The sequence below is a fragment of the Spirosoma sp. genome, from assembly GCF_026391055.1.
GTDB lineage: Bacteria > Bacteroidota > Bacteroidia > Cytophagales > Spirosomataceae > Spirosoma.
Map to the genome: position 1 here is coordinate 229,957 of NZ_JAPLET010000010.1, position 21,677 is coordinate 251,633.

Below are 21,677 nucleotides of genomic sequence, written 5' to 3' on the forward strand. Positions count from 1 at the left end.
TATTGGTTTGTCAATTAATTTAAAGACCGTAGATGATTCCGATTAACACAAACGCTGTCAATCGTTTTATCCACTGTCATTTATCCTTGTTGGAGTTTGTGAACGTATTGTACAATCTTCCACCGGTCTTCTGGTGTAATTTGCGAGCCATGTGGCCACATACGACCTTTGCCATGGGTAATGACGTGAAAAATGTGTCCGTCATTCATAGTCTTATACGCATCAGCCGAGTAATTGGGAACCCCCTTATACTGTGCAGCTACAGGCCCATCACCTTTACCGGTTGCGCCATGACAATGGCTGCAATAACGAGTGTATAATAGCTGGCCTTCTGCCTGCGTTTTCTCTGAATCCTGGATTGGATTTGTTAAAACGCGTTCTGCAATACCAATACTATCGGCCGGAATATTATACATCATCAGATCCGTGGTCTTGTTAGCACCCTCTCCAAATGTTGTATGATAATTAGGCCGGGCAACAGTACCCTGAGCCGGTAAACGCATATTGAGACCATTCTCTCGTACGTTTATCGTATTCGGACGGATTTGGCGATATGGCTCGTATCCAACAGACTCATACATGTTCGGGGCATATACAGTGCCCGTATCATCGTGACCTCTTTCACAGGATGTGCCTGTAATTAACAGTCCGATAATAGCTAGTGCCGCAACACTTTTATGTTTAGTTATCATCCTTATACTGATCGTTAGAACTGCTTAATGTTGACTTCAGCAGCACCTGATTTTCTTAAAATCTGCTCGATATCACCTTCGCCAATACTGTTTTTGCTCAGGTCAATGGCCATGGCAAACTTATTATCGGTAGTCCGGAGATCGTACATTAACGGTTTAACAGTTGGGCCCATACCATTCGAGATCAGGAATGTTCCAACCATGCCCAAGGCACAAAATAAAACCGTTAATTCAAAAATGATCGGTACATATATTACAGGAGAATAAGAATCTTTACCGCCAACAATCATTGGCCAGTCAAAACCTTCTGTGTAATACGTCAGCGCTAACGCGGTAAGTGTACCACTTAACCCAAACAAGAAAGCAGCAATACCTAAGCGACTACGTGGGTGACCAAGTGCAACGTCCAGGCCGTGAATTGGAAACGGAGAGTAGACTTCCTGAATCCGAACGCCCGCTCCTTTAACTTCTTTAACGGCACTAAGTACTACGTCGTCATCATCAAAGATGCCGACTAAGAACTTACCGTTACCATTTACATCTGACATGATTAATTCGGTTTGCAGTTTCGTTTATAGTTCCCGGTTGCTTTCGCATCAATCCTCCGGAAACTATAAACGTGAAACTATCTTATTCTACGTCTTTATTGAACGTCGGATTGGCGACGCGTTCTCCTTTTGCAACTCCCGATACCGAAACCGGTAGTTTCTCGGACGATGATTTAATGATCGTTTTAACTTCAGCCATGTTAACTACTGGCAGGAATTTCGAGAACAGCAGGAACAGAGTGAAGAAGAATCCGAATGAGAAAATGTAATCACTTATGTCAAACAGCGTTGGGTGGAACATAGCCCAGCTTGATGGTAAGTAATCACGGTGTAGTGACGTTACGATAATTACAAACCGCTCAAACCACATACCAATGTTTACGATAACAGACAGAACGAATGTCCAGACAATGCTCCGACGGATGGCCCGCGACCAGAATAGCTGTGGCGTAATTACGTTACAGGTCATCATGGCCCAGTATGCCCACCAGTAAGGACCGGTAGCCCGGTTGATGAACGCATAACTTTCGAATTCAACACCCGAATACCAGGCGATGAAGAACTCAGTCAGATAAGCCACACCAACAATGGAGCCGGTAAGCGTAATGACTTTGTTCATCGACTCAATGTGTTCGATGGTGATATAATCCTCCAGTTTGAAAACGACCCGGATAATCAACACCAGATTCTGTACCATGGCGAAGCCAGAGAAGATAGCACCGGCAACGAAGTAAGGAGGGAAAATGGTTGTGTGCCAGCCCGGGATAACCGAGGTAGCAAAGTCCATACTTACAATCGTGTGTACAGAAAGTACAAGGGGCGTCGACAGACCGGCCAGAATCAAACTCATGTATTCATAACGAGCCCAGGTCTTAGCTGAACCGTTCCATCCCATAGCGAACGCACCATAGATATAACGTGACACTTTGCTGCGGGCACGATCGCGAATGGTAGCCAGGTCAGGAATAAGACCCATGTACCAGAACACGAGAGATACAGTGAAATACGTACTGATGGCAAACACGTCCCATACCAGTGGAGACTTGAAGTTTACCCACAATGAACCGAACGTGTTAGGCAACGGTAACGCCCAGTAAGCCAGCCAGGGCCGACCCATGTGCATAAGGATAAAGCTGGCTGCACATAACACGGCAAAGATCGTCATGGCTTCAGCCGCCCGGTTTACTGCTGTCCGCCATTTCTGACGAAACAAAAGCAGAATAGCCGAAATCAACGTTCCAGCGTGACCGATACCTACCCACCATACAAAGTTGGTAATATCCCACGCCCAGCCAACAGTCTTGTTAAGACCCCAAACGCCTAAGCCTTCCCACCAGGTCCAAAATACGCAGGCGGCTCCGTAAAGTAGCACAATCACCGAGATGGTAAAGGCAATCGTCCACTCGCGGGTGGGTTTTCCCTCAACCTGTCTGCTGATATCCTCCGTCACGTCGGCGTAGGTTTTACCACCGGTGACGAGGGGAGTTCTTACGGCTGATGTAACATGCGACATATAATTTACTTATTTACGATGTATGATTTACGATAGACAAATTACGCTTTGTGAGTCCAGATTGTTCTAAAACCAACCTGCGTAACGTGTGATTTATTTATGCGTTTGTTTCCTGACGAGCGTTCTCGTTTTGCTTAGCCTCTTCGTCTTTGTTCCGAATCTTGGTCAGGTACGAGATTTGTGGTCTCACGTTGATCTCTTCCAATACATGGAATGCACGGCCTTCCATCTCTTCAACCAGAATCTTGGAGATTGTGCTTTCCGGATTGTTCATATCGCCGAATGTGATAGCATCCGTTGGACAAGCTTGCGAACAGGCGGTTTGAACTTCATCAGGCGCTAACCGGCGACGTTCTTTCTTAGCCGTCAGTTTGGTTTCCTGAATACGCTGTACGCAGAAGGAACATTTCTCGATAACACCACGCGAACGAACTGTTACATCCGGGTTAATGACCATTTTACCAAGGTCATTATTGAAATGATAATCGTAGTTGTCGTTATCATGGTATTTAAACCAGTTGAAACGACGCACTTTGTATGGGCAGTTATTTGCACAGTAACGAGTACCAACGCAGCGGTTGTACGTCATCTGGTTCAACCCTTCCGTGCTGTGTGTAGTAGCAAGCACCGGACATACGGTTTCGCAGGGAGCGTTACTGCAATGCTGGCAAAGCATCGGCTGGAAGGTGATCTCCGGATTAGCCGAAGCAACTTCTAAACCTGAGAAATCTTCCGCTTCAGCGTCGCTGCTGTAGTACCGGTCGATACGCATCCAGTGCATTTCGCGCCGGTTGAGCACTTCCTGACGACCAACAACCTGAATATTGTTCTCAGCGTTACAGGCGACTACGCATGTTCCGCAACCTACGCAGGAGTTCAGGTCAATAACCATACCCCAAGAGTGGTTTGGCTTACCGTAGCCATTCCAAAGCGTAATATCAGTTGGGTCTGTTGGCCCTACAGAGGTTTGTACTTTCGGTTCGTAGCGGCCTGCCTTGGGGTTTTTCTGATAAGAAGCCAGCTTAGCTTCCTGCAACACAGCGCGACGGCCCATTACGGTATCGTGCGTTTGGGTCTGAGCAATTTCATGGCGACCACTTGCCTTGGCTACTGTAGCCGTGAATGCAGCAAAGTTTACAGTGCCATTAGTAACCGACGCAAATGGGTAAGCATTCTTACCAACTCCATTTGCTGATTTTCCTGCTTTCTCACGACCGTATCCAACTGCAATAGATACTGTATTATCTGCCTGACCCGGCTGAATTAGAACAGGCAATTCAATTGATTTACCATTCACAGAAACCGTTACCAGATCATTCTGGGCCAATTTCATTTCGTTGGCAGTCTTCTGCGAAATGGCTGCGTAGTTATCCCAACAAGCTTTCGAAACAGGATCAGGTAGCTCCTGCAACCAAGGGTTATTAGCCATAGCACCTGTACCTACTCCAACCGATTCGTACAAGGCCAGTTCCATACCGGTTGTTGGCTTGTACCGTTGGGCGATACCGGCAGCAGCCTGAGCTACATTACCAGCGAATGAAGTACTACCAGCTGTGGCAGCCGCTTTATTTGGTTCAAATACGCCGTCATTCAGCGACTGCACCCAGAAGGCCTCGAATGAGTTGAAACCCGTTGCTTGTGGGTACCGCGTTGTCCGCCAGAAGTTTTTCAGGTATACCTGATAATCAGCAGGCTTACCAGCCCAGGTTAACAGGCTCGACTGAAACTGACGGGTTTTGAAGATAAGCGTAATAGCTGGCTGTGTCAGGCTATAGTAGCCCTGCTTTGGCTCAGCATCATTCCAGCACTCCAGGTAGTGAGGAGCCGGCGTAATGTATTTCGATAACGAAGCAGTTTCATCAGCCCGATCAGCAAAAGATACAGACAAAGCAATTTTTGGTAATGCTTCTGCCAGCTCAGCTCCCCGTGGGTGATCATATACTGGATTAGCTCCGTAAAACAGAACTGCACCAACCTGACCCGCTTTGGCTTCGTTGATGAAAGCATTCATTTGCTGATCATTGCCCTGGCGGTAATTGACCGGCGTATTGATATCAATTGTACTGCCGTAGCTACCTAACAAGTTATTAAGAGCGTTGACAACGACCTGAACGTTAGGATCATTCGAACCGGAAACAACCAGCGCTTTACCCCGCGATTTAGCTAAATCAGCAGCTGCTTTGTCTAAATGCTCAACGGTAACCGAAGGCGTACCGACAGCCGTACCACCCAACTTAGCCGCTACTTTATTGTAAAGTGCAGCAACAACCAACCCTTCTTGCGATGGTTTGATAGGCGTCCGGTAATCAGCGTTAGCACCTGTCATCGACAGGCCGGTTTCAAACTGGTAATGGCGCGACATGGTTTTTTTACCATTCCCGACAGCACCAATCTTACGCCCTTTTGCATAGGCGTTCATAAACTCAAGCGGAGCTACCCAGGTACCCAGGAAGTCAGCGCCGACGCTAACAATCGTTTCTGCTTTACTAAAATCGTAAGAAGGGATGACTGCTTTACCAAACGATGTCTGGTTAGCCTGTACAAGACCAAATACCGAGTTGGCATCGTACATAATGTGGCGTGCCGTTGGGTATTTAGCAGCGAAGTCAGCAACAACCGCTTTCGTAGCCGGGCTAAGGATTGTTGACGTAACAATCCGGATGCCAGCACCTTTTGCAGCAGCTGCGTTAAGCTGATTAACAATCTCGCGATCGGCAGTTGACCAGTCGATATCGGTTTCACCCCGCTTCGGTCCTTTCAGTTTGTCGATGTCATACAATGACAAAACGGAGGCTTGAACACGGGCAGTTGTACCGCCTTTGGTTATGCTCGATTGCGGGTTACCTTCTATTTTAATTGGCCGACCTTCCCGGGTCTCAACAAGTACGGCCGCATAATCACCGCCTTCACTATACGTAGATGCATAGTAATCGGAGATGGACGGGAACGTAAACTCTGGCTTGTTAATGTAGGGAATGGCCTTGTGAACCGGGGCTTCGCAGGCTGCCAGCGATACAGCGGCCATACCAAAGCCCATTACTTTCAAAAAGTCACGGCGTTGGGTATTTGAACCACCGAGCAGACCGTCTAGGTCATTCGATGATTCACTTAGGTCTGGATTAGCAAATTCGCTGTTGGCGTTCTTAACAAACGTCGCGTCATTGCGTAATTCTTCAACCCCTTTCCAATACCGTTTAGATGTATTTTCCATGCGTGTTGTATGCGGCAATGGTTAAAATGAGACTGTATGCGACAAATTGAAATAGAATAGGTCCCGTTTCAATTCTTCCTATACATTAATTAATAGTGACATTTAGAACATTCCAGACCACCAATGTTGGCTACTTTAAGAGCGTCTTTACTTTCCTTCTTATGTAAAGCAACCAGCTTATCGTAGTATGCGTTGTCTTTGGTGTTTACTTCCGTCCGGCGGTGGCAATCGATACACCAGCCCATCGTTAACGACGACCGCTGTTCAACTACTTCCATCTTTTCAATTTCGCCGTGGCAGGTTTGGCAGGCTACATTACCAACGTTTACGTGCTGGGCGTGGTTGAAGTACGCCAAATCGGGTAGATTGTGTACGCGAACCCATTCAATTGGCTGGTTCTTTTCGATTGCCGTATAAATCTTCTGAATTTCCGGCGACTCCTTTTTGATGACGCCATGACAGTTCATACAGATATTTGCTGAAGGAATGGTTGCACTTTTACCTTTCTGCGCACCTGTGTGGCAGTAGTTGCAGTCAATTTTGTACTGACCAGCGTGCAGCTTGTGCGAATAAGCAATAGGTTGCTTGGGAGCGTAACCCTGCTGCACACCAACGCTATACGCACCGTCGATGGTTGCTTTCGTAACAACCAGCAAAAACAGCCAGATTACGATTGACCGAAGTGTTGGATTGTTGAAGGCATCCGACAGACCGGTTTTTAAACGCTGCCCGAATGATGCAGCAGCCAGTGTACCATCTGTAGTTGATGGCGTCACTGCTTTTGACAGAATTGTTACGATGGCCAGCAAAACGCCCAGCACTAATAACATAACGATCAGTAGAGCAACCAGCACGAAGGTAAACAGCTCTGAAGGGCCGCCCGTTGATGGACCTGCTCCACCGGCACCACCAGCATTTTTGCTGTTGTTATCACCAGCAACTGTAGCAACTTGGGCTGGCTTACCTGCCTGATCAATGTAGGCAAGGATTCCGTCAATGTCGGCATCCGTTAAGTTCGGGAAGCTCGACATTTGAACCTTACCATTGGCATTGAACACCTGATTGGCATAGGCATCACCTGAGGCAATAACGGCTGATGAGTTCCGAATCCACTTGTGCAACCAATCTTTACTTGGCGCCCGCTCTTCAATTCCTTTCAGACCAGGTCCAACCACCTTTTCGGCTGTTACCGCATGGCACTGTGCGCAGTTGTTGGTAAACAGCGTCTTTCCTTTTTCAGCATCACCACCGCCCGCAGGAGCAGCCGCAGCTGCGGCTGGTGCACCACCTGCTGCCGCATCCTGCGCTTTAACTGACGTGTTGGAAACCAACAGCGTCAGCGATAGGACGATAGCCACGCAAAGCTTATAGAAGGGACTCATTTTATGAACTATATTTTTTGAGTTGATCAACATAATCAGCACTGCTATTTTATTAGCGCCCAAAAGTACGACACGATTGCTGTATAGGCAAAAATTGATCTTTAGTTATTTCATACCCCATTTTATTTATATTGTTTCTAATTAAGCTTCTTGTAACCTCCCCTAAGATCGTATAAAGTATTGCTAATTAACCACGAAAAAATGCCATTCAACCGGCATTCTGTGTAGAAAGCGGGCCAAATGGCATTCTGAAAAAAGTGAGGTTCCGAGCGGATTCGAACCGCTGTAGGAGGTTTTGCAGACCTCTGCCTAGCCACTCGGCCACGGAACCTTTTAGCCCTAAAACAGCCCATGTCTGTATTCGGGAGTGCAAAGATAGAGTTTTATCTGGTATAAGGAAACTCCTTGTCAAAAAAATACCCCTGGCTCTTACACCAGGGGTAAATCAAATATGATGCCAACTAACTAATTCTAGTTGCGGCCTTCCAGTTGCTCTTTCAATGCAGCCAGTGCATCAAGATCACCCAGCGTAGCACCACGCTCAGCCTGGGCTGGTGCGGACGACGATTTCGCCGGAGCGGCCTTAGGTGCTTTTTGCTCTTTTACTGGCTCGTTCTTCTCCTGCCACGTCTTCGTGTGCGAGAGCATGATGCGCTTCTCTTCTTTCGAGAATTCCGTTACTTTGAAGTCAAGCGTTTCGCCAACTTCAGCGAAGGTGCCATCTTCTTTGCCCAGATTCTTGAGCGACGAGAAGCCTTCGATGCCGTACGGCAGTTCGAGGGTAGCCATCTTGTCGTTCTTGTTCAGGATCGTGCAACGGTGTACAGTACCAACGGCGAATACGGTTTCGAACGTATCCCATGGGTTCTCTTCGAGTTGCTTGTGACCCAGTGCCAGACGACGGTTGTCGACATCCAGTTCAAGTACCAGCACTTCGAGTTCGTCGCCAACCTTAATGAAATCCGAAGGATGTTTCACCTTCTTTGTCCACGACAGGTCAGACACGTGTACCAGACCATCTATACCTTCTTCCAGTTCGAGGAACAGGCCGAAGTTTGTCAGGTTACGTACCATGCCTTTGTGCTTGGTGCCAACGGCGTATTTGGTGCGCAGTTCCGGACGAGTCCAGGGATCTTCCGTCAGTTGTTTAATGCCCAACGACATTTTGCGGTCGTTACGGTCCAGCGTCAGCACTTGTGCTTCTACTTCATCACCAACTTTCAGGAATTCCTGTGGATTGCGGAGGTGCTGCGACCACGACATTTCTGATACGTGGATCAGGCCCTCAACACCAGGTTGAATTTCGAGGAACGCGCCGTAATCAGCTACGTTCACGATTTTACCTTTCACTTTCGAACCAACCTGAATGTCTTCAACCAGAGCATCCCAGGGGTGAGCCTGAAGTTGCTTCATGCCCAACGAAATACGCTTCTTGTCTTCGTCGAAGTCGAGTACAACCACGTTGACTTTCTGGTCGAGGTGCAGTACTTCGGATGGGTGGCTGATACGACCCCACGAAATATCCGTGATGTGCAACAGACCATCTACGCCACCAAGATCGATGAACACACCGAAGTTGGTCATGTTCTTGATAACACCTTCCAGTACCTGACCTTTCTCGAGGTTGTTCAGGATTTGTGCGCGTTGTGCTTCGAGGTCTTTCTCGATCAGGACTTTGTGCGAAACGACTACGTTATCATTTGCATAATTGATCTTGACGACTTTAACCTCCATTTTCTTGCCAACGAAGATGTCGAAATCGCGAATTGGCTTCACGTCGATCTGCGAACCTGGCAAGAACGCTTCAATGCTGAAAATATCAACGATCAGGCCACCCTTCGTCCGGCGCTTAACGAAACCATCGATAACGAGGTCTTCGTCCAGAGCACGCTGGATTTTCTGCCAGGCAGTGATCACTTTCGCCTTTTTGCGAGAAAGCACCAGCTGACCGTTCGGGTCTTCCTGATTTTCTACGTAAACTTCAATTTCATCACCCATCTTCAGGTCCGGCATATCCCGGAATTCAGAAGCTGGCACTAAGCCATCCGACTTGAAGCCGATGTTGAGTAGTACTTCCCGATCCGTTATCCCAACGACGGTTCCCATTACCACTTCTTTCTCTTTAACTTCCGACAGTGTGTTGTCGTAAAGTTCTAACATCCGGTTGTGTTCTTCAACCGAATAGCCGCTTCCAAACCCTTTGTTGTCTGCCCGGTCCCAATCAAATGCCGGCAGTTCGCGTTGCTGCGTTTTGCTCATAAAAAAAGTTTCCCTGACCCCCTCAGTACATCAGCCCGTGGGTCAATGGCGGACTGACTTTAGTTGTGAAATTTTTCCTTTTGAAAAAGGATTGCAAAGATAGCAAATGCTTTCGTAAAAAAGTTTCGAAAGCGGCAAAACTCTTTGAGATTGAGGGCTAAAGGTAAATAAGTGCAGTGGGTGGAATAAGTGAAGTAGACTCTTTATGTCTTACTTCACTTATTCCACCCACTGCACTTATTTACTCGTTAACTAATTTCTTTACTTAAATGCCTTCTCCTTCTTAGCCAGAAAAGGCATCCAGCTTTGCTCAAGAGAGCCGGAAAACTCTCTCAGGAAAACCAGAAATGTTGGTTTAAAGGGCTTTTGACGTAGTTTGAGATTTGCTTCCTCCGGCGTGTAATCGCCTTTTCGGGAGTTGCATCGCTTGCAGGCAGTTGCCAGGTTATCCCAACTGGTCTTACCCCCTCTCGATTTTGGCAGTACGTGGTCAAGTGTTAAGTCTTCTGTCGTACCACAATACTGACAATGATGACCGTCGCGCTTAAAGATATTCTGTCTGGTGAGCATTACCCCTTTGTAAGGAAGACTAACGTACCGGTGAAGACGAATAACTGACGGCATCGGGTATTCCGCCGAAACGGTTCGAAGCATGAACTGCTCAGATTCTGCAACAAGTTCTGCTTTATCCAAATAGACCAGCAAGAATGCTTTGGGAACGGAGCAGATGCTGAATGCACTGTAATCTTGATTTAAGACTAATACTTTCCTACCCATATCGCGTTTAGAGCCTCTGTACGGTAGCAAGTTACAGAGTTATCCACATAACGGCAATACTTATGGTAAAAATTAACGTAGTGGTAAATACATAAAATTTTCGGCAAAATACACGGACGAATAGAATGGCGCTTTATTACTCTACAAAACTGCTATTTTTTAATACAATCCGTCCTTAATACCGTTCTCGCTGCATCTCCCGTTCTACGTCTCGCTCCTTGATACTATCCCGTTTATCATACAATTTTTTACCCTTTGCGAGGGCTATTTCAACCTTAGCGAAACCACGCTCACTGGTAAACATACGAATGGGCACAATAGTAAGCCCCTGGTCTTTCAACTTCTCGGTGAGCCGCCTGATTTCACGTTTTGTTAGCAGCAGTTTACGGTCGCGGAGGGGTTCATGATTATAGTGTGTGCCTTCGGTGTAAATGGATATGCTCATCTGGCGGATAAACAGTTCATCGCCATGAATCAGGCAGTAAGCGTCCTGCAAGTTTACTTTCCCCTGCCGAACGGACTTTATTTCGGTACCCGTCAGGACAATACCGGCAGTATAGGTTTCAAGAAACGAATACTCAAAGGAAGCCCGACGATTACGGATATCAACTTGTTTAACTATAGAAGCGGTAGCCATGTACTAATAGGTAGAATGTGTACTGTACCCACAGGCGGAAGCCCGTGTTTAATTTCATTAACGTGTTACGGGCGGAAGCCCATAAGTACGTTTTAACACCGGAATAGAAAGAGAGGTTTACCAGACCCTGTAAATTTGGCAGACTCCATGCAAATGAATCCGGCTACTAAACTCTCGCTTAGTAGCCGGATGTCTGAACTTTTACGTGTAGACGTTCGGAAATTATTTCTTCGTCTGCTTCGCCTGATACTCTTTGTTTAAACCAGCCAGAATTTTGCTGGTGCGGTCGCCCGATGGGTCGGCAAACAGGATGCCACCACCTTTTGTATAGCCCAGCACAAATTCATATTTGTTGGTAGCATTCTCTTTTTTGAGGTATTCGTAAATCTGGTCGTACAACTGCTTGTTTTTGTCCTGCTCTTCGCTGGCCAAGCCCTGTGCGGCACGCTCCCGGAAGGCCAGGATATCCTGCTGTTCTTTCTGGAGTGATGCTTCCGTTGCTCGTCCCTGCTCCTGCGTCATTGTAGCCGCGCGTTGCTGAAAGAAAGCCACTTTATTCTGTAAGTTCCGACCTTTGGCAGCCAGGTCGTTCTCCAGTTGAAAACGCTTGCTCTCAAGCACTTTCTGGGTGTCTTTAAAATAGTCGTATTTGGTTAACAGCGAGTCAACATTTACATAGACAATAGCCCGGCCTTTGGCCTCGACGGGTGCTTTTACGGCAGAGTCAGTCTCGGCCTGGGGGCCTTTAAAATGTAGGTAGTATAATACAGCTACGGCAATCGTCAGAACGACGTTCAGAATCAATGAGGCATTCTTCACAGGAAATAAATCAGTTAGTTAACAGTTTATAGAACAAAGGTAAAGGGATTTATCGAATTCCTAACGAGACCGGCTGGCCGTTCGGCTTATGGGTTGTGCTCTGGTTGCCTGTTTCACGAAATAGCCCGACAGGCCAGCCAATCCACCTACCAATCCACCGAGCAGGCACGCAACTAGTGCCGGCAGAACCGATGTATTGGTTTTGAAAAGTAATTCGCTCATTCGGCCCACAAAAACACCGTCGGTTCGGAGCTGAATCAATAAGGCATAAATCAGCCATACCAACGCCACACCCAGAAAACCGGATAAAAAAGCACGACCGCTTCCTGAACTACGCCAGAAACAAACACCAAATGCCACTATGGCAAGACTCCACCAGGGAAGGAAAAGTTGAGCCAGCAGGCTCAGAATGGCAATAAGAACAAGTTCAATCATTGGGTATGGGCGGCTAAAGCCACAATTAAATATTGATCTATGAAAAGAGACAGCCCCGATTATTTCAAGGTCAGTTTCCGTTTTAGTCTTGGATTTTTGTCCTGTGCGGTTTGCAGGAAAAGCAGTTCGTTCAGTCGACCCGTTCGCCAGGTTTCGAGCATGTTCAGATAATAAGGACTGCCCGGATTGCCCGATTGCCCGCCGGGATAGACGCCATACGCTTTGGGGGTCGTTCCGAGAGCAACAACCATCCGCCATGATGGACCGGTCCGTTCGGTGGTAGCGTTAACGATACCGGCCCCGCCCCCAATCTGCACATTCAAGGCACTCAGCGCATCCAGCCGGGCCAGATGGCCTATACGGGTGGCTTTATGTTTGCTCCATTGCCAGGATTCTCCCAGAGGCCCATGCCGCCGTGTCAGCGAATCGACTGTCGACTGAAAGCTTTTGGTCAGTACCTGCCCAATTGTTTCTTTGGCGGGCGTTGTTAGATCATCAAACCAGTGCGATGCCGAGTCTTTCTCGGCCAGTTGAAGCGTCCGGTCGAAACTTGGGTACCGGAGCGTGGTACTGTCATTACCCGGAAAATCATCTTTCCAGACACCATCCATATATTGACGCATCCACTCCGTAAAAATGGTTGGGCCTATCTCTGCGATATCATTGTTATACTGCCACTTTTTAATGATGGTCAGTGCTTTGGCTTGCGCGTCGGACAAGTCCTTCTCTCGTATGTGAGGCAGAAACACCGGAAGGGCATCAGCAGCCCTTACGTTTCGATTATCATTTTGTAACACCCGCAAGCTATCGGGCGTGGCATTTTTCATAGCCGTTAGCCGCTGATTGATTCGGGTACCACGCTCATAAGAGCCAAATTGCCAGTTGATGTAATACGGATAGGTTGGGTCGGTAGATGACTGGTTGGCTGAACTAACAAACCCTCTGGGCGGATTTTTGACGTGCGGGTTTTGTGCGGCCGGAATCCAGCCCTGCCAGTCGTGAGCTGGGTTTGTGCCATCCAGCAAAAATTTGCCCTGATCTTTCCACTTCAGCGGAAACCTGCCGTTTGGCGAGATGGCAATATCTTTGGCAATATCGGCAAACACGAAATTCTGAGCCGGAGCACTGTAAGAACTTAAGGCTTTCCGGTAATCGTCGTGGTTTTTTGCGCGATCCAGTAAATAATAGGTTAGTAAATCATTTGATGCTTCGTGAGCAATCCAGCGGGCGGCATACCCCACCGGCACATTACTGGCAAATGGCCTCTGGCCCACTTCGTACATAATTGGGCCATGATGGGTGTATAAAACGGTATCAATCACGTCGGGCTGCCCCTTAACTTTGATCATTTCTAACCGACGGGTTACCGGCTTCCACTTGTTATCGTGCCAATATTCACGGCGGGATGCATCTTTGAACCGAATCTGATAGAAATCCAGGACATCGGCACCCACGTTGGTTACACCCCAGGCGATTTGCTTATTGAACCCGATAATAACCCCTGGCGAGCCGGGCATGGAGGCTCCATACACGTTCATGGTGGGCGTAACCAACTGAATCTGATACCAGATCGACGGCAAACTTAGTGTGAGGTGAGGGTCGTTAGCCAGAATCGGGTACCCTGTCGCCGATTTCTGCGGACCAACGGCCCAGTTGTTACTCCCAATAGCCGGGTCATGTTCGGGCCAGCGCATTGCCAGCGGCTTTGTATCGGTCTGTGAATTAGCGGGTACGGCCGGTATCTTCACCGGAGCAAAATCCCACTTCGTACCCGTCGGGATAATGGGATCTTCGCGGAAGGGATAGTCCGGAAAAAGGTCGTTCGTAACAACGGTGCCATACTTTTTGAGCACGTTGCTCATGTTCAGATCATCGGCACCGAGCGCTAACACACCCGACATGTATTTCAAGAAATAGGCGCATTTAATGGGCTGCCAGGACTCAGGAGCATAGCCTAACAGCTTGTATTCGAGTGGGTAACTAGATGGCGACAGTTGGTTGATATAGGCATTTATGCCAGCCGTATACGACTCAATCGCTTCGCGTGTGCGAGGGTCTGCCAACATTTCTTTGACCGCTTTTTCGGCGCCGAAGCCCATGCCCAGCCGTCGGTTATATCGGTCTAGTTCAAGTGCTTTATCGCCCACCAGTTCAGAAATCCGTCCGGCGGCTGCGTGCGTCTGAAATTCCATTTGCCAAAGCCGGTCACGGGCAGTTAGATAGCCCTGGGCGAAATAAGCATCCGCATCGTTCTGTGCAAAGACGTGCGGAATAGCCAGATCATCAAAAATAACCGTAATGGGCGCCTTGGTGCCTTCCAGCGTAATTTCTTCATCGGCATTGTTGACGGACTCGGCATTTTGCCAGAAACCAACGAACGGACTAAGGAGCGGTGCGAAAGCCGGAATACTGCCCCACGATCGGTTGAGGGCCCAAATGAGTGAGATTGTACCTAAAGAAATAAGGATTGCTTTTGTGTATTGCATAATAAAAACAGGCAACGGAGCGTATCAGGGATGCAAGTTTACAATTGCACCCAGCAAATAAAAACTATTCTTTTCCTAACGAGGGTAATTCTTTTTTACATTTGTTAGTAACGATGGTTCAAAATAGCGTTTGAACACGACCGCTTGAAGATCCTTTAGAAAAATGGGTATAGAACTGACGGATAAGGATTTAGTAATTCGTCTCAAACAAAATGACGAAGTGGCGTTCGAAACGTTGTTTCGACGGTACTACCGTTATCTATACAGTATTGCTATTCAATACGTAAAGGACCCCGTTTTGGCCGAAGATGCCCTCCAGGAAATCTACCTCAAATTGTGGGTGAACCGGTCTCAACTGGACGAATTGCAGTCTGTCAGGAGTTACCTGGCCACGGCTATGCGACATCAGGTCCTGAATAGTATCCGAGATAATAAGCGGGCCATTTTGCGGCATATAACGCACCAGGCCAGCCAGTCCGACACCGATACCACAACCGAAGAAACTTTACTGTTCGACGAGTATAGCTCCGTTTTCAGGGAGGGGCTGCGTAAGCTGTCGGCACAACGGCGGCTGGTTTTTACCCTTCGCTCTGAACAGGGTTTATCCAACGAGGAGGTAGCCTCTAAACTCAAGATTTCCATCAATACGGTTAAGGTGCAGTATTATCAGGCCTGCCGGTTTCTTCGCGATTACCTGCGCCAGCACGCCGGTATTGAAGCGATGCTCATCATTATGACTGCTTTTTACAGTTAATCACGAATTATTTTTTCTTTCTAATAATACTTTCCCTACCGGGTGGTGTATAGGTAGCACATAGCATTCCTATACCCATGACCGAACAGTTACTTCAACGCTATTTCGCCAATCAGGTCACGCCCGACGAAGCCCGGCGCGTGTTGGATTGGTTAACCACCGAAGCCGGCCAGGCGTATCTAAAAGCTCGAATCGACGCCCAATTTAACGGAGCAGAATGGCTGGTGCCAGACACCGCTTTGGTACCCGACGCCGAACAAATGCTGAGCGCCATTCGTGAACGGATGGAACCGGAACTGGCTACCCTCTCTGCTGAAATACCCGTTCGACGGCTCACGGTATGGCCACAGGTAATGCGCTGGGCGGCTGTACTGGCAGGCTTAGTTTTACTGGCAACGGGCGCCTTTACGGCCTATAAACAATGGTATCCCGACGACATGGTTCGCCAGACGGCCTTTGGCAAAATATCGACGCTGACCCTGCCCGATGGCTCCACGGTTACTCTGAACGGCAACAGCCGTTTACGGTATGCGCCCCGCTGGGCCAGCCACCAGACTCGCGAAGTCTGGCTCGATGGGGAAGGCTATTTCCGGGTCACTCACCAACAAAATCACGAACGATTTGTAGTCCACCTACCCAACAAACTGAATATTGAAGTGCTGGGTACTCAGTTTAATGTTATGGCCCGGCAAGCCCGGGCTAAGGTAGTACTGAATACGGGGAAGATCCGTCTGGATGTTGGCGAACAGGCTAAGGAAAAGCTAGTGATGCGCCCCGGCGACCTGTTCTACGCTGATGTTAAGGCTAAAGTGTATTACCGAAAGCATGTCGATGCAGCCGCACAGGCGGCCTGGCAATCCGGCAAACTGACGTTCGATGGCACCACCCTGCAGGAAGTCGCGCAGATGCTGAAAGACACCTATGGCGTGAACGTGATTATTACTGACCCGGCCCTTCAACGGCAAACCATTTCCGGAACCATCCCCAATCAATCTATGCAAACGATACTCAACGGCCTTACCACCTTATTTGACCTGCATATTACTCAACAACCAAATCAGATAATCATACAATGACGCAACCTCTTACTGCCATGACTAAACAATTAATTGCGCTTGGTTCGTTGCTGCTGATTGGAATACTACCGACCCGGGCACAGCTCGTGGCTTCCAGCAATCGGTATGCCTCCTATCAGAAGCAGCCAACAGATACCCGCTTGATTACGTTGAAAAGTGCCTTAAGTGAGCTTGAACAGCATTACAGCGTTTCGTTTATTTATCCAACCAACCTGGTCAATACCAAAGTCTCTATGGTTAACCAGCGCAATCGGAATCTGGAAACGGAACTTGTCAATTTACTCAACAGCACCGGCTTAACGTATCGAAAAGTACAGCCCCGCTTTTATGCCATTGTACCGGAAAAGGAAAAGAGTACGCGGCTTTTTCGTAAAATCGAACATATCGAAACCAAAACCACTACCGATCCCTCGACCGAAGCCGTAAGGTTACCCGATCGTACCATCGACAAACTGGAGCGTATTGGGTGGTCTACTACATCGGCCCAGCCCTTAGCCGACATTACGGGTAAAGTACTGGACAAAAACGGGCAGGGAATCCCAGGGGTTAGCGTCGTTATTAAAGGTACCACGCGAGGCACTACGACCAATACGGACGGGGAGTATAACCTCAATGCGCCGAATAATGCTGTTTTGGTATTCAGTTTTGTCGGCTATGCCTCGCAGGAAGTCGCTGTAGCCAACCGAAGTCGCATTAACATTACCTTGCTGGACGATGTAAAATCCATCAGCGAAGTAGTTGTCGTCGGCTACGGCACCCAGAAACGGGCGTCAGTAACGGGTGCTATCTCGTCGGTATCCGCTCAGGAAGTAACACAACTGCCCGTACCAAGCGTAGAGCAGGCCATTCAGGGCCGTGTGCCAGGCGTAACGGTCGTGAGCAACGGCTCCCCCGGCGAAACGCCCATCGTACGTATTCGGGGCATTGGTTCCATCAACTACGCAGCCAACCCGCTATACGTTATCGACGGTTTTCCGACCAGTGACCTAAACAACTTCGACACCCGCGACATTGAGTCGGTCGATGTGTTGAAAGATGCCTCCTCAGCCGCTATCTATGGCTCAAGAGCGGCCAATGGCGTTATCATCGTCACGACAAAAAAAGGCACCAGCGATGGCAAACTGCACGTCAGCTACGACGGCTACGTAGGCACTCAAAGCGCATGGCGTCAACTCGACTTACTAAACCGGGATGAGTACATCCAGTTCGGAACAGCCCTGCGAAGCAATGCCGGTCAGCCGGTACCTACGCGGTTTAGTAACCTGAATCAACCCATCTATGCCGGGGCTTCGCAAACGTACGCCCAAACTGATACCGACTGGCAGAAGGCGGTGTTTCGGGATGCGCCCATTACGCAGCATAGCGTGCAGTTGTCGGGTGGCAATGAAAAGTCGCGGTTCTACTCTTCTGTCGGCTATTTCAATCAACAGGGTATCATGATTGGTACAGGGTACAAGCGCGGCAACTTCCGCATTAACTCCGACCATGCCATCAGCAAGCGTTTCTCGTTCGGACAAACACTGACCATCTCATACGATGATAAACTCAACGAAGTAAGCGCCGGTGGCCGGACACAGGTTCAGAACATGATCCGCATGACGCCTTACATGCCCATTGAAGACCCTACCTTGCTCGGTGGCTACCGTGGCCCCGACGGGTCCGACGGGTCTGACCCCCAAAATCCGGTGCGGGCTGCCCTACAGGACCAGAGCAACACCCAGCGCATGAAAATCCTGGGAAGTGCTTATGTCGATGTCAAGATCATTGACGGACTTACCTACCGCCTGCGCGGAGGTATCGACTATGTAACGGCGCGGACCTTTTCCTTTCTGCCAATTTACAGCGAGAGCTTCAACGCCCGGGCGCTTGCCAACGTTTCCGACGACCGGCTGACGTACGCATCACCTCTGATCTCGAACCAGTTAACCTACGAGAAAACGTTTGGCAAACACAGCCTCAATGTCGTTGCCGTAGCCGAACGACAGGCAGGCAACAGCCTGCAAATAGTGGGTACAGGCCAGGCCGCTTCAAATACGATCCGGGAGCTGAGCGCCGTTATCAGTACGAGTGCGGGTTTAAGTGGCACACGCTCCCAAAACGTGCTACTGTCGTATCTGGGCCGCCTGAACTACGAATATGCCGGTAAGTACCTGCTGGGTGCCTCGTTCCGGCGGGACGGTTCGTCGCGGTTTGCACCAGGCAACAAGTGGGGTAATTTCCCGTCGGTATCGGCGGGCTGGCGGATTAGTGAAGAAGCCTTCCTGAAAAATGTACCGGCCATTTCGGAACTGAAAGTTCGTGCCAGCTACGGTACGATGGGCTTCAATGGTATCGGCGATTACTCGTGGCAGGTAGCCGTATCCCAGAACACGAACGCCATCATCGGGGGCGACCGTACGCAGGGAACCTACTTCGACCGTCTGGGCAACACCGACCTGCGGTGGGAAGTAACGAAGATGAGTAACGTTGGGCTCGACCTGGGCTTGTTCAGCAACAGCATCACCCTTTCGGCAGAAGTTTACCAGCGAAATACGGACGGACTGATTCTAAACCAGCCTATTGCGCCATCCATCGGCTATTCGCAATCGCCCATCGTCAATGTGGGCAGCATGCGGAATACGGGGGTCGAAATGCAACTCGGCTATAACAAAACGAAAGGCGCTCTCCGGTTCAACGCATCGGGCAACATCAGCTTTATCAACAATAAAGTGCTGAGCCTTGGGCCCACCGTGTCGCCCCTGCTCAATGGTGCCAACGCCGATTACGGCGGATTCGACATCACCCGTACCGAAGCCGGTCAGTCAATTCAATATTTCTACGGCTGGAAAGTAGCAGGTATCTTCCAGAATGCCGACGAGATTAAATCGGCCCCAACGCAGGACAATGCCGCGCCCGGCGACCTTCGCTTTGTCGATGCAAACGGCGATGGCAAGATCGACGCCAGCGACCGGGTAAACCTGGGCAGCTTCCTGCCGAAATTCACCTATGGGCTGAACCTGTCGGCCAACTACCGCGGCTTCGATCTATCGATGTTCTTCCAGGGTGTGCAGGGCAACAAAATTTACAACGGCGTAAAAGTTCTTGAGCAGGGTATGCTCCGGTTGTTCAATGCTGGAACGGATGTACTGCGGGCCTGGACACCAACAAATACGGTTACCGACGTACCCCGTGCCGTCGATGGTGACCCCAATGGTAACTCGCGTACCTCTGATCGGTTCATTGAGGATGGCTCTTACTTACGGCTGAAAAACCTGAGCATTGGCTATTCAGTACCAGCGGGTGCATTACAGGCATTTTCGCGCGGAACCCTGAGCCGGGCGCGGGTCTATGTAGCATCAACCAATCTGCTGACGTTTACGAAATACACTGGCTACGATCCGGAAGTGGGTTCGCGCACCAGCAATACCAACCCAACGCTGACCAATGGTATCGACTACGGACAGTTTCCGCAGGCACGCACCTTCATGGTAGGTCTTCAACTTGGTTTTTAAGAAACAGACATAAACAACGTCATTATGAAATCTACATATTGGACCTCGGGTATCGTGGCAATGGGGCTGCTCTTCGGATGCAGCACCAGCAGCCTGGATAAAGTGAATCCCAACCAGGTCATTACCGCCAATTATTACAAAAACTCGGCCGAGTTGCTCAAAGGCGTCAATGCGGTTTATGCCGTCTGGCAAAGCGCCAACCTGACCGGCCGCGAATGGTTCTTCCTGCACGATCTCCGCTCCGACGATGTAGCCTCGGGTGGCGGGCAACTGGAAGCACCCCGAAATCAGATACTATCAGGTGCGCAAAACCCCGGAAACGGCGTTGCACTATCCGTCTGGAATGGTCTTTACCGCGTTATCCACCGGGCCAACGTAGTGATTGACAATGGCCCTGCCGTTACGGACAATCCTACTTTGGCGAAACGGGCAGTGGCCGAAGCGAAGTTTCTCCGTGCCATGGCTTACTTCGATCTGACAACACTATGGGGAGCCGTTCCGCTCTATACCAACTATGTTACCGAAGTAGATGGTACCAAAGCAAAATCGTCGGTCGATGAAATTTATACCCTGCTAACCACCGATCTGCTGGCCGTTCAGACCGATTTACCCGCCACAGCTACCGGAGCCGACCTGGGCCGGGCTACCAAAGGGGCGGCTCAGGCACTGCTGGCACGGGTTTATATGCAGAAAGGCGATTATGCCAGTGCAAAAACCCAGCTTCAGTCGATCATCAGTTCGGGGCTTTATAAACTGACGGCTAACTACCTCGACAACTTCATCGAAGAAACTGAATTCAACACTGAGTCGATCTTCGAGATTGGTTTCTCGAAAATTGGTGATTTTAACTGGGACGGCGATGGCAATGATAATGGCGCTAACGAAACCATGACCCGTAGCCAGGAGTATTCGGCCATTGGCTGGCGAAACCTGATTCCATCAGATGGCTTGCTGAACGAATACGAAAACACGGCTAAAGGCGACGCCAAAACGGACCCGCGCCTAAAGTATAACTTCTACTTCATTGGCGATGCGTACAATAATGGCCTGAATACGTTGATGGAGTCCCAGGTGCAGGGCAACACGTCTGTTGTGAATGGGGTGACGCAGAAAGTTAGCTGGCGGAAATACACGGCGATGTACAAGAACAATGAAACCTTCTATACATCCGGCATCAATATGCGGCTGATCCGGTATGCAGAAGTGTTGCTGATGATGGCCGAAGCAGAGAACGAAACCGGCAACAGTGCCAACGCCATTGCGCTGCTCAATCAGGTGCGGGCACGGGCAAGCGTAGCGATGCCACCCTATCCTACGGCTACCTATCCCGTCAACAGCAAAGCCGAAGTGTTCCGGGCTGTCGTCCATGAAAAACGGGTTGAACAGGCGGGCGAACAGATTCGCAACCGGGATATTCTGCGCTGGCGGGCTCAAAACAAACTTCAAGCCGAGCCAATATCCTATTTTGCCAAGGGGAAACAGGAACTGCTGCCTATCCCACAGCAAGAGCTGGACAACAATAGTAAGCTGACCCAGAAAGATCAGAATCCGGGATATTAAACATTACTTTTTCTGAATTACCAACCTAATTTGAATA

15 protein-coding genes and 1 tRNA gene are annotated in these 21,677 nt (G+C 49.2%); 4 read left to right on the forward strand and 12 right to left on the reverse strand.

Annotation, left to right across the window (positions count from 1 at the left end):
- Nucleotides 1–80: 80 nt before the first annotated feature.
- The 12 genes from NT073_RS03375 to NT073_RS03430 all read right to left on the reverse strand — a co-directional run bounded on the left by NT073_RS03375 (nucleotide 81) and on the right by NT073_RS03430 (nucleotide 14,759).
- On the reverse strand, nucleotides 81–692 hold the full coding sequence (locus tag NT073_RS03375; protein WP_297368777.1) for a cytochrome c: 612 nt from the start codon (nucleotides 690–692) through the stop codon (nucleotides 81–83).
- 14 nt (nucleotides 693–706) lie between these two features.
- The gene (locus tag NT073_RS03380; protein WP_012930125.1) at nucleotides 707–1,240 is read right to left on the reverse strand and encodes a DUF3341 domain-containing protein; all 534 of its coding nucleotides are present in this window, start codon (nucleotides 1,238–1,240) and stop codon (nucleotides 707–709) included.
- Nucleotides 1,241–1,322: 82 nt separating this feature from the next.
- Nucleotides 1,323–2,753 (reverse strand): NrfD/PsrC family molybdoenzyme membrane anchor subunit, encoded by a 1,431-nt coding sequence (nrfD, locus tag NT073_RS03385; RefSeq protein WP_297368790.1) that lies wholly within the window; start codon nucleotides 2,751–2,753, stop codon nucleotides 1,323–1,325.
- 97 nt (nucleotides 2,754–2,850) lie between these two features.
- Nucleotides 2,851–5,964, reverse strand: a complete 3,114-nt coding sequence (locus NT073_RS03390; protein ID WP_297368802.1) for a TAT-variant-translocated molybdopterin oxidoreductase — start codon at nucleotides 5,962–5,964, stop codon at nucleotides 2,851–2,853.
- Between the two features lie 89 nt (nucleotides 5,965–6,053).
- Complete coding sequence (locus NT073_RS03395) at nucleotides 6,054–7,379, reverse strand: c-type cytochrome (RefSeq protein WP_297368807.1); 1,326 nt, start codon at nucleotides 7,377–7,379, stop codon at nucleotides 6,054–6,056.
- 227 nt (nucleotides 7,380–7,606) lie between these two features.
- Nucleotides 7,607–7,677: transfer RNA gene (locus tag NT073_RS03400), tRNA-Cys, on the reverse strand.
- Between the two features lie 140 nt (nucleotides 7,678–7,817).
- On the reverse strand, nucleotides 7,818–9,605 hold the full coding sequence (gene rpsA, locus NT073_RS03405) for a 30S ribosomal protein S1 (RefSeq protein WP_012930121.1): 1,788 nt from the start codon (nucleotides 9,603–9,605) through the stop codon (nucleotides 7,818–7,820).
- A 261-nt stretch (nucleotides 9,606–9,866) separates the two neighbouring features.
- Entirely contained in the window at nucleotides 9,867–10,382 is a 516-nt protein-coding gene (locus NT073_RS03410; RefSeq protein ID WP_012930120.1) for an HNH endonuclease, read from the reverse strand.
- Nucleotides 10,383–10,557: 175 nt separating this feature from the next.
- Nucleotides 10,558–11,019 (reverse strand): SsrA-binding protein SmpB, encoded by a 462-nt coding sequence (gene smpB / locus NT073_RS03415; protein ID WP_012930119.1) that lies wholly within the window; start codon nucleotides 11,017–11,019, stop codon nucleotides 10,558–10,560.
- Nucleotides 11,020–11,241: 222 nt separating this feature from the next.
- Nucleotides 11,242–11,838 (reverse strand): OmpH family outer membrane protein, encoded by a 597-nt coding sequence (locus NT073_RS03420; protein ID WP_297368814.1) that lies wholly within the window; start codon nucleotides 11,836–11,838, stop codon nucleotides 11,242–11,244.
- A gap of 60 nt (nucleotides 11,839–11,898) precedes the next feature.
- Nucleotides 11,899–12,273 (reverse strand): hypothetical protein, encoded by a 375-nt coding sequence (locus tag NT073_RS03425; RefSeq protein WP_297368816.1) that lies wholly within the window; start codon nucleotides 12,271–12,273, stop codon nucleotides 11,899–11,901.
- A gap of 59 nt (nucleotides 12,274–12,332) precedes the next feature.
- Nucleotides 12,333–14,759 carry a penicillin acylase family protein gene (locus NT073_RS03430; RefSeq protein WP_297368818.1) on the reverse strand — a complete coding sequence of 809 codons (2,427 nt, stop codon included), beginning with the start codon at nucleotides 14,757–14,759 and terminating at the stop codon, nucleotides 12,333–12,335.
- Nucleotides 14,760–14,922: 163 nt separating this feature from the next.
- On the opposite strand from NT073_RS03430, the gene NT073_RS03435 reads away from it, so the two are divergent.
- The 4 genes from NT073_RS03435 (at nucleotide 14,923) to NT073_RS03450 (ending at nucleotide 21,640) form a co-directional block, all read left to right on the forward strand.
- Nucleotides 14,923–15,513, forward strand: coding sequence for an RNA polymerase sigma-70 factor (locus NT073_RS03435; RefSeq protein WP_297368821.1), 591 nt, complete (start codon nucleotides 14,923–14,925; stop codon nucleotides 15,511–15,513).
- A gap of 77 nt (nucleotides 15,514–15,590) precedes the next feature.
- Nucleotides 15,591–16,589 carry a FecR domain-containing protein gene (locus NT073_RS03440; RefSeq protein WP_297368824.1) on the forward strand — a complete coding sequence of 333 codons (999 nt, stop codon included), beginning with the start codon at nucleotides 15,591–15,593 and terminating at the stop codon, nucleotides 16,587–16,589.
- Between the two features lie 17 nt (nucleotides 16,590–16,606).
- Nucleotides 16,607–20,080 carry a TonB-dependent receptor gene (locus NT073_RS03445; protein ID WP_297368827.1) on the forward strand — a complete coding sequence of 1,158 codons (3,474 nt, stop codon included), beginning with the start codon at nucleotides 16,607–16,609 and terminating at the stop codon, nucleotides 20,078–20,080.
- Nucleotides 20,081–20,104: 24 nt separating this feature from the next.
- Entirely contained in the window at nucleotides 20,105–21,640 is a 1,536-nt protein-coding gene (locus NT073_RS03450; protein ID WP_297368830.1) for a RagB/SusD family nutrient uptake outer membrane protein, read from the forward strand.
- Nucleotides 21,641–21,677: the final 37 nt, after the last annotated feature.

What these genes read in the sequence shown, in the direction of transcription:
- smpB (WP_012930119.1), bottom strand. Translation starts at nt 11,019, where the DNA reads ATGGCTACCGCTTCTATAGTTAAACAAGTTGATATCCGTAATCGTCGG.
- NT073_RS03380 (WP_012930125.1), bottom strand. Translation starts at nt 1,240, where the DNA reads ATGTCAGATGTAAATGGTAACGGTAAGTTCTTAGTCGGCATCTTTGAT.
- NT073_RS03450 (WP_297368830.1), top strand. Translation starts at nt 20,105, where the DNA reads ATGAAATCTACATATTGGACCTCGGGTATCGTGGCAATGGGGCTGCTC.
- NT073_RS03375 (WP_297368777.1), bottom strand. Translation starts at nt 692, where the DNA reads ATGATAACTAAACATAAAAGTGTTGCGGCACTAGCTATTATCGGACTG.
- NT073_RS03445 (WP_297368827.1), top strand. Translation starts at nt 16,607, where the DNA reads ATGACTAAACAATTAATTGCGCTTGGTTCGTTGCTGCTGATTGGAATA.
- NT073_RS03430 (WP_297368818.1), bottom strand. Translation starts at nt 14,759, where the DNA reads ATGCAATACACAAAAGCAATCCTTATTTCTTTAGGTACAATCTCACTC.
- NT073_RS03395 (WP_297368807.1), bottom strand. Translation starts at nt 7,379, where the DNA reads ATGTTGATCAACTCAAAAAATATAGTTCATAAAATGAGTCCCTTCTAT.
- nrfD (WP_297368790.1), bottom strand. Translation starts at nt 2,753, where the DNA reads ATGTCGCATGTTACATCAGCCGTAAGAACTCCCCTCGTCACCGGTGGT.
- NT073_RS03390 (WP_297368802.1), bottom strand. Translation starts at nt 5,964, where the DNA reads ATGGAAAATACATCTAAACGGTATTGGAAAGGGGTTGAAGAATTACGC.
- NT073_RS03425 (WP_297368816.1), bottom strand. Translation starts at nt 12,273, where the DNA reads ATGATTGAACTTGTTCTTATTGCCATTCTGAGCCTGCTGGCTCAACTT.
- NT073_RS03440 (WP_297368824.1), top strand. Translation starts at nt 15,591, where the DNA reads ATGACCGAACAGTTACTTCAACGCTATTTCGCCAATCAGGTCACGCCC.
- NT073_RS03410 (WP_012930120.1), bottom strand. Translation starts at nt 10,382, where the DNA reads ATGGGTAGGAAAGTATTAGTCTTAAATCAAGATTACAGTGCATTCAGC.
- NT073_RS03435 (WP_297368821.1), top strand. Translation starts at nt 14,923, where the DNA reads ATGGGTATAGAACTGACGGATAAGGATTTAGTAATTCGTCTCAAACAA.
- rpsA (WP_012930121.1), bottom strand. Translation starts at nt 9,605, where the DNA reads ATGAGCAAAACGCAGCAACGCGAACTGCCGGCATTTGATTGGGACCGG.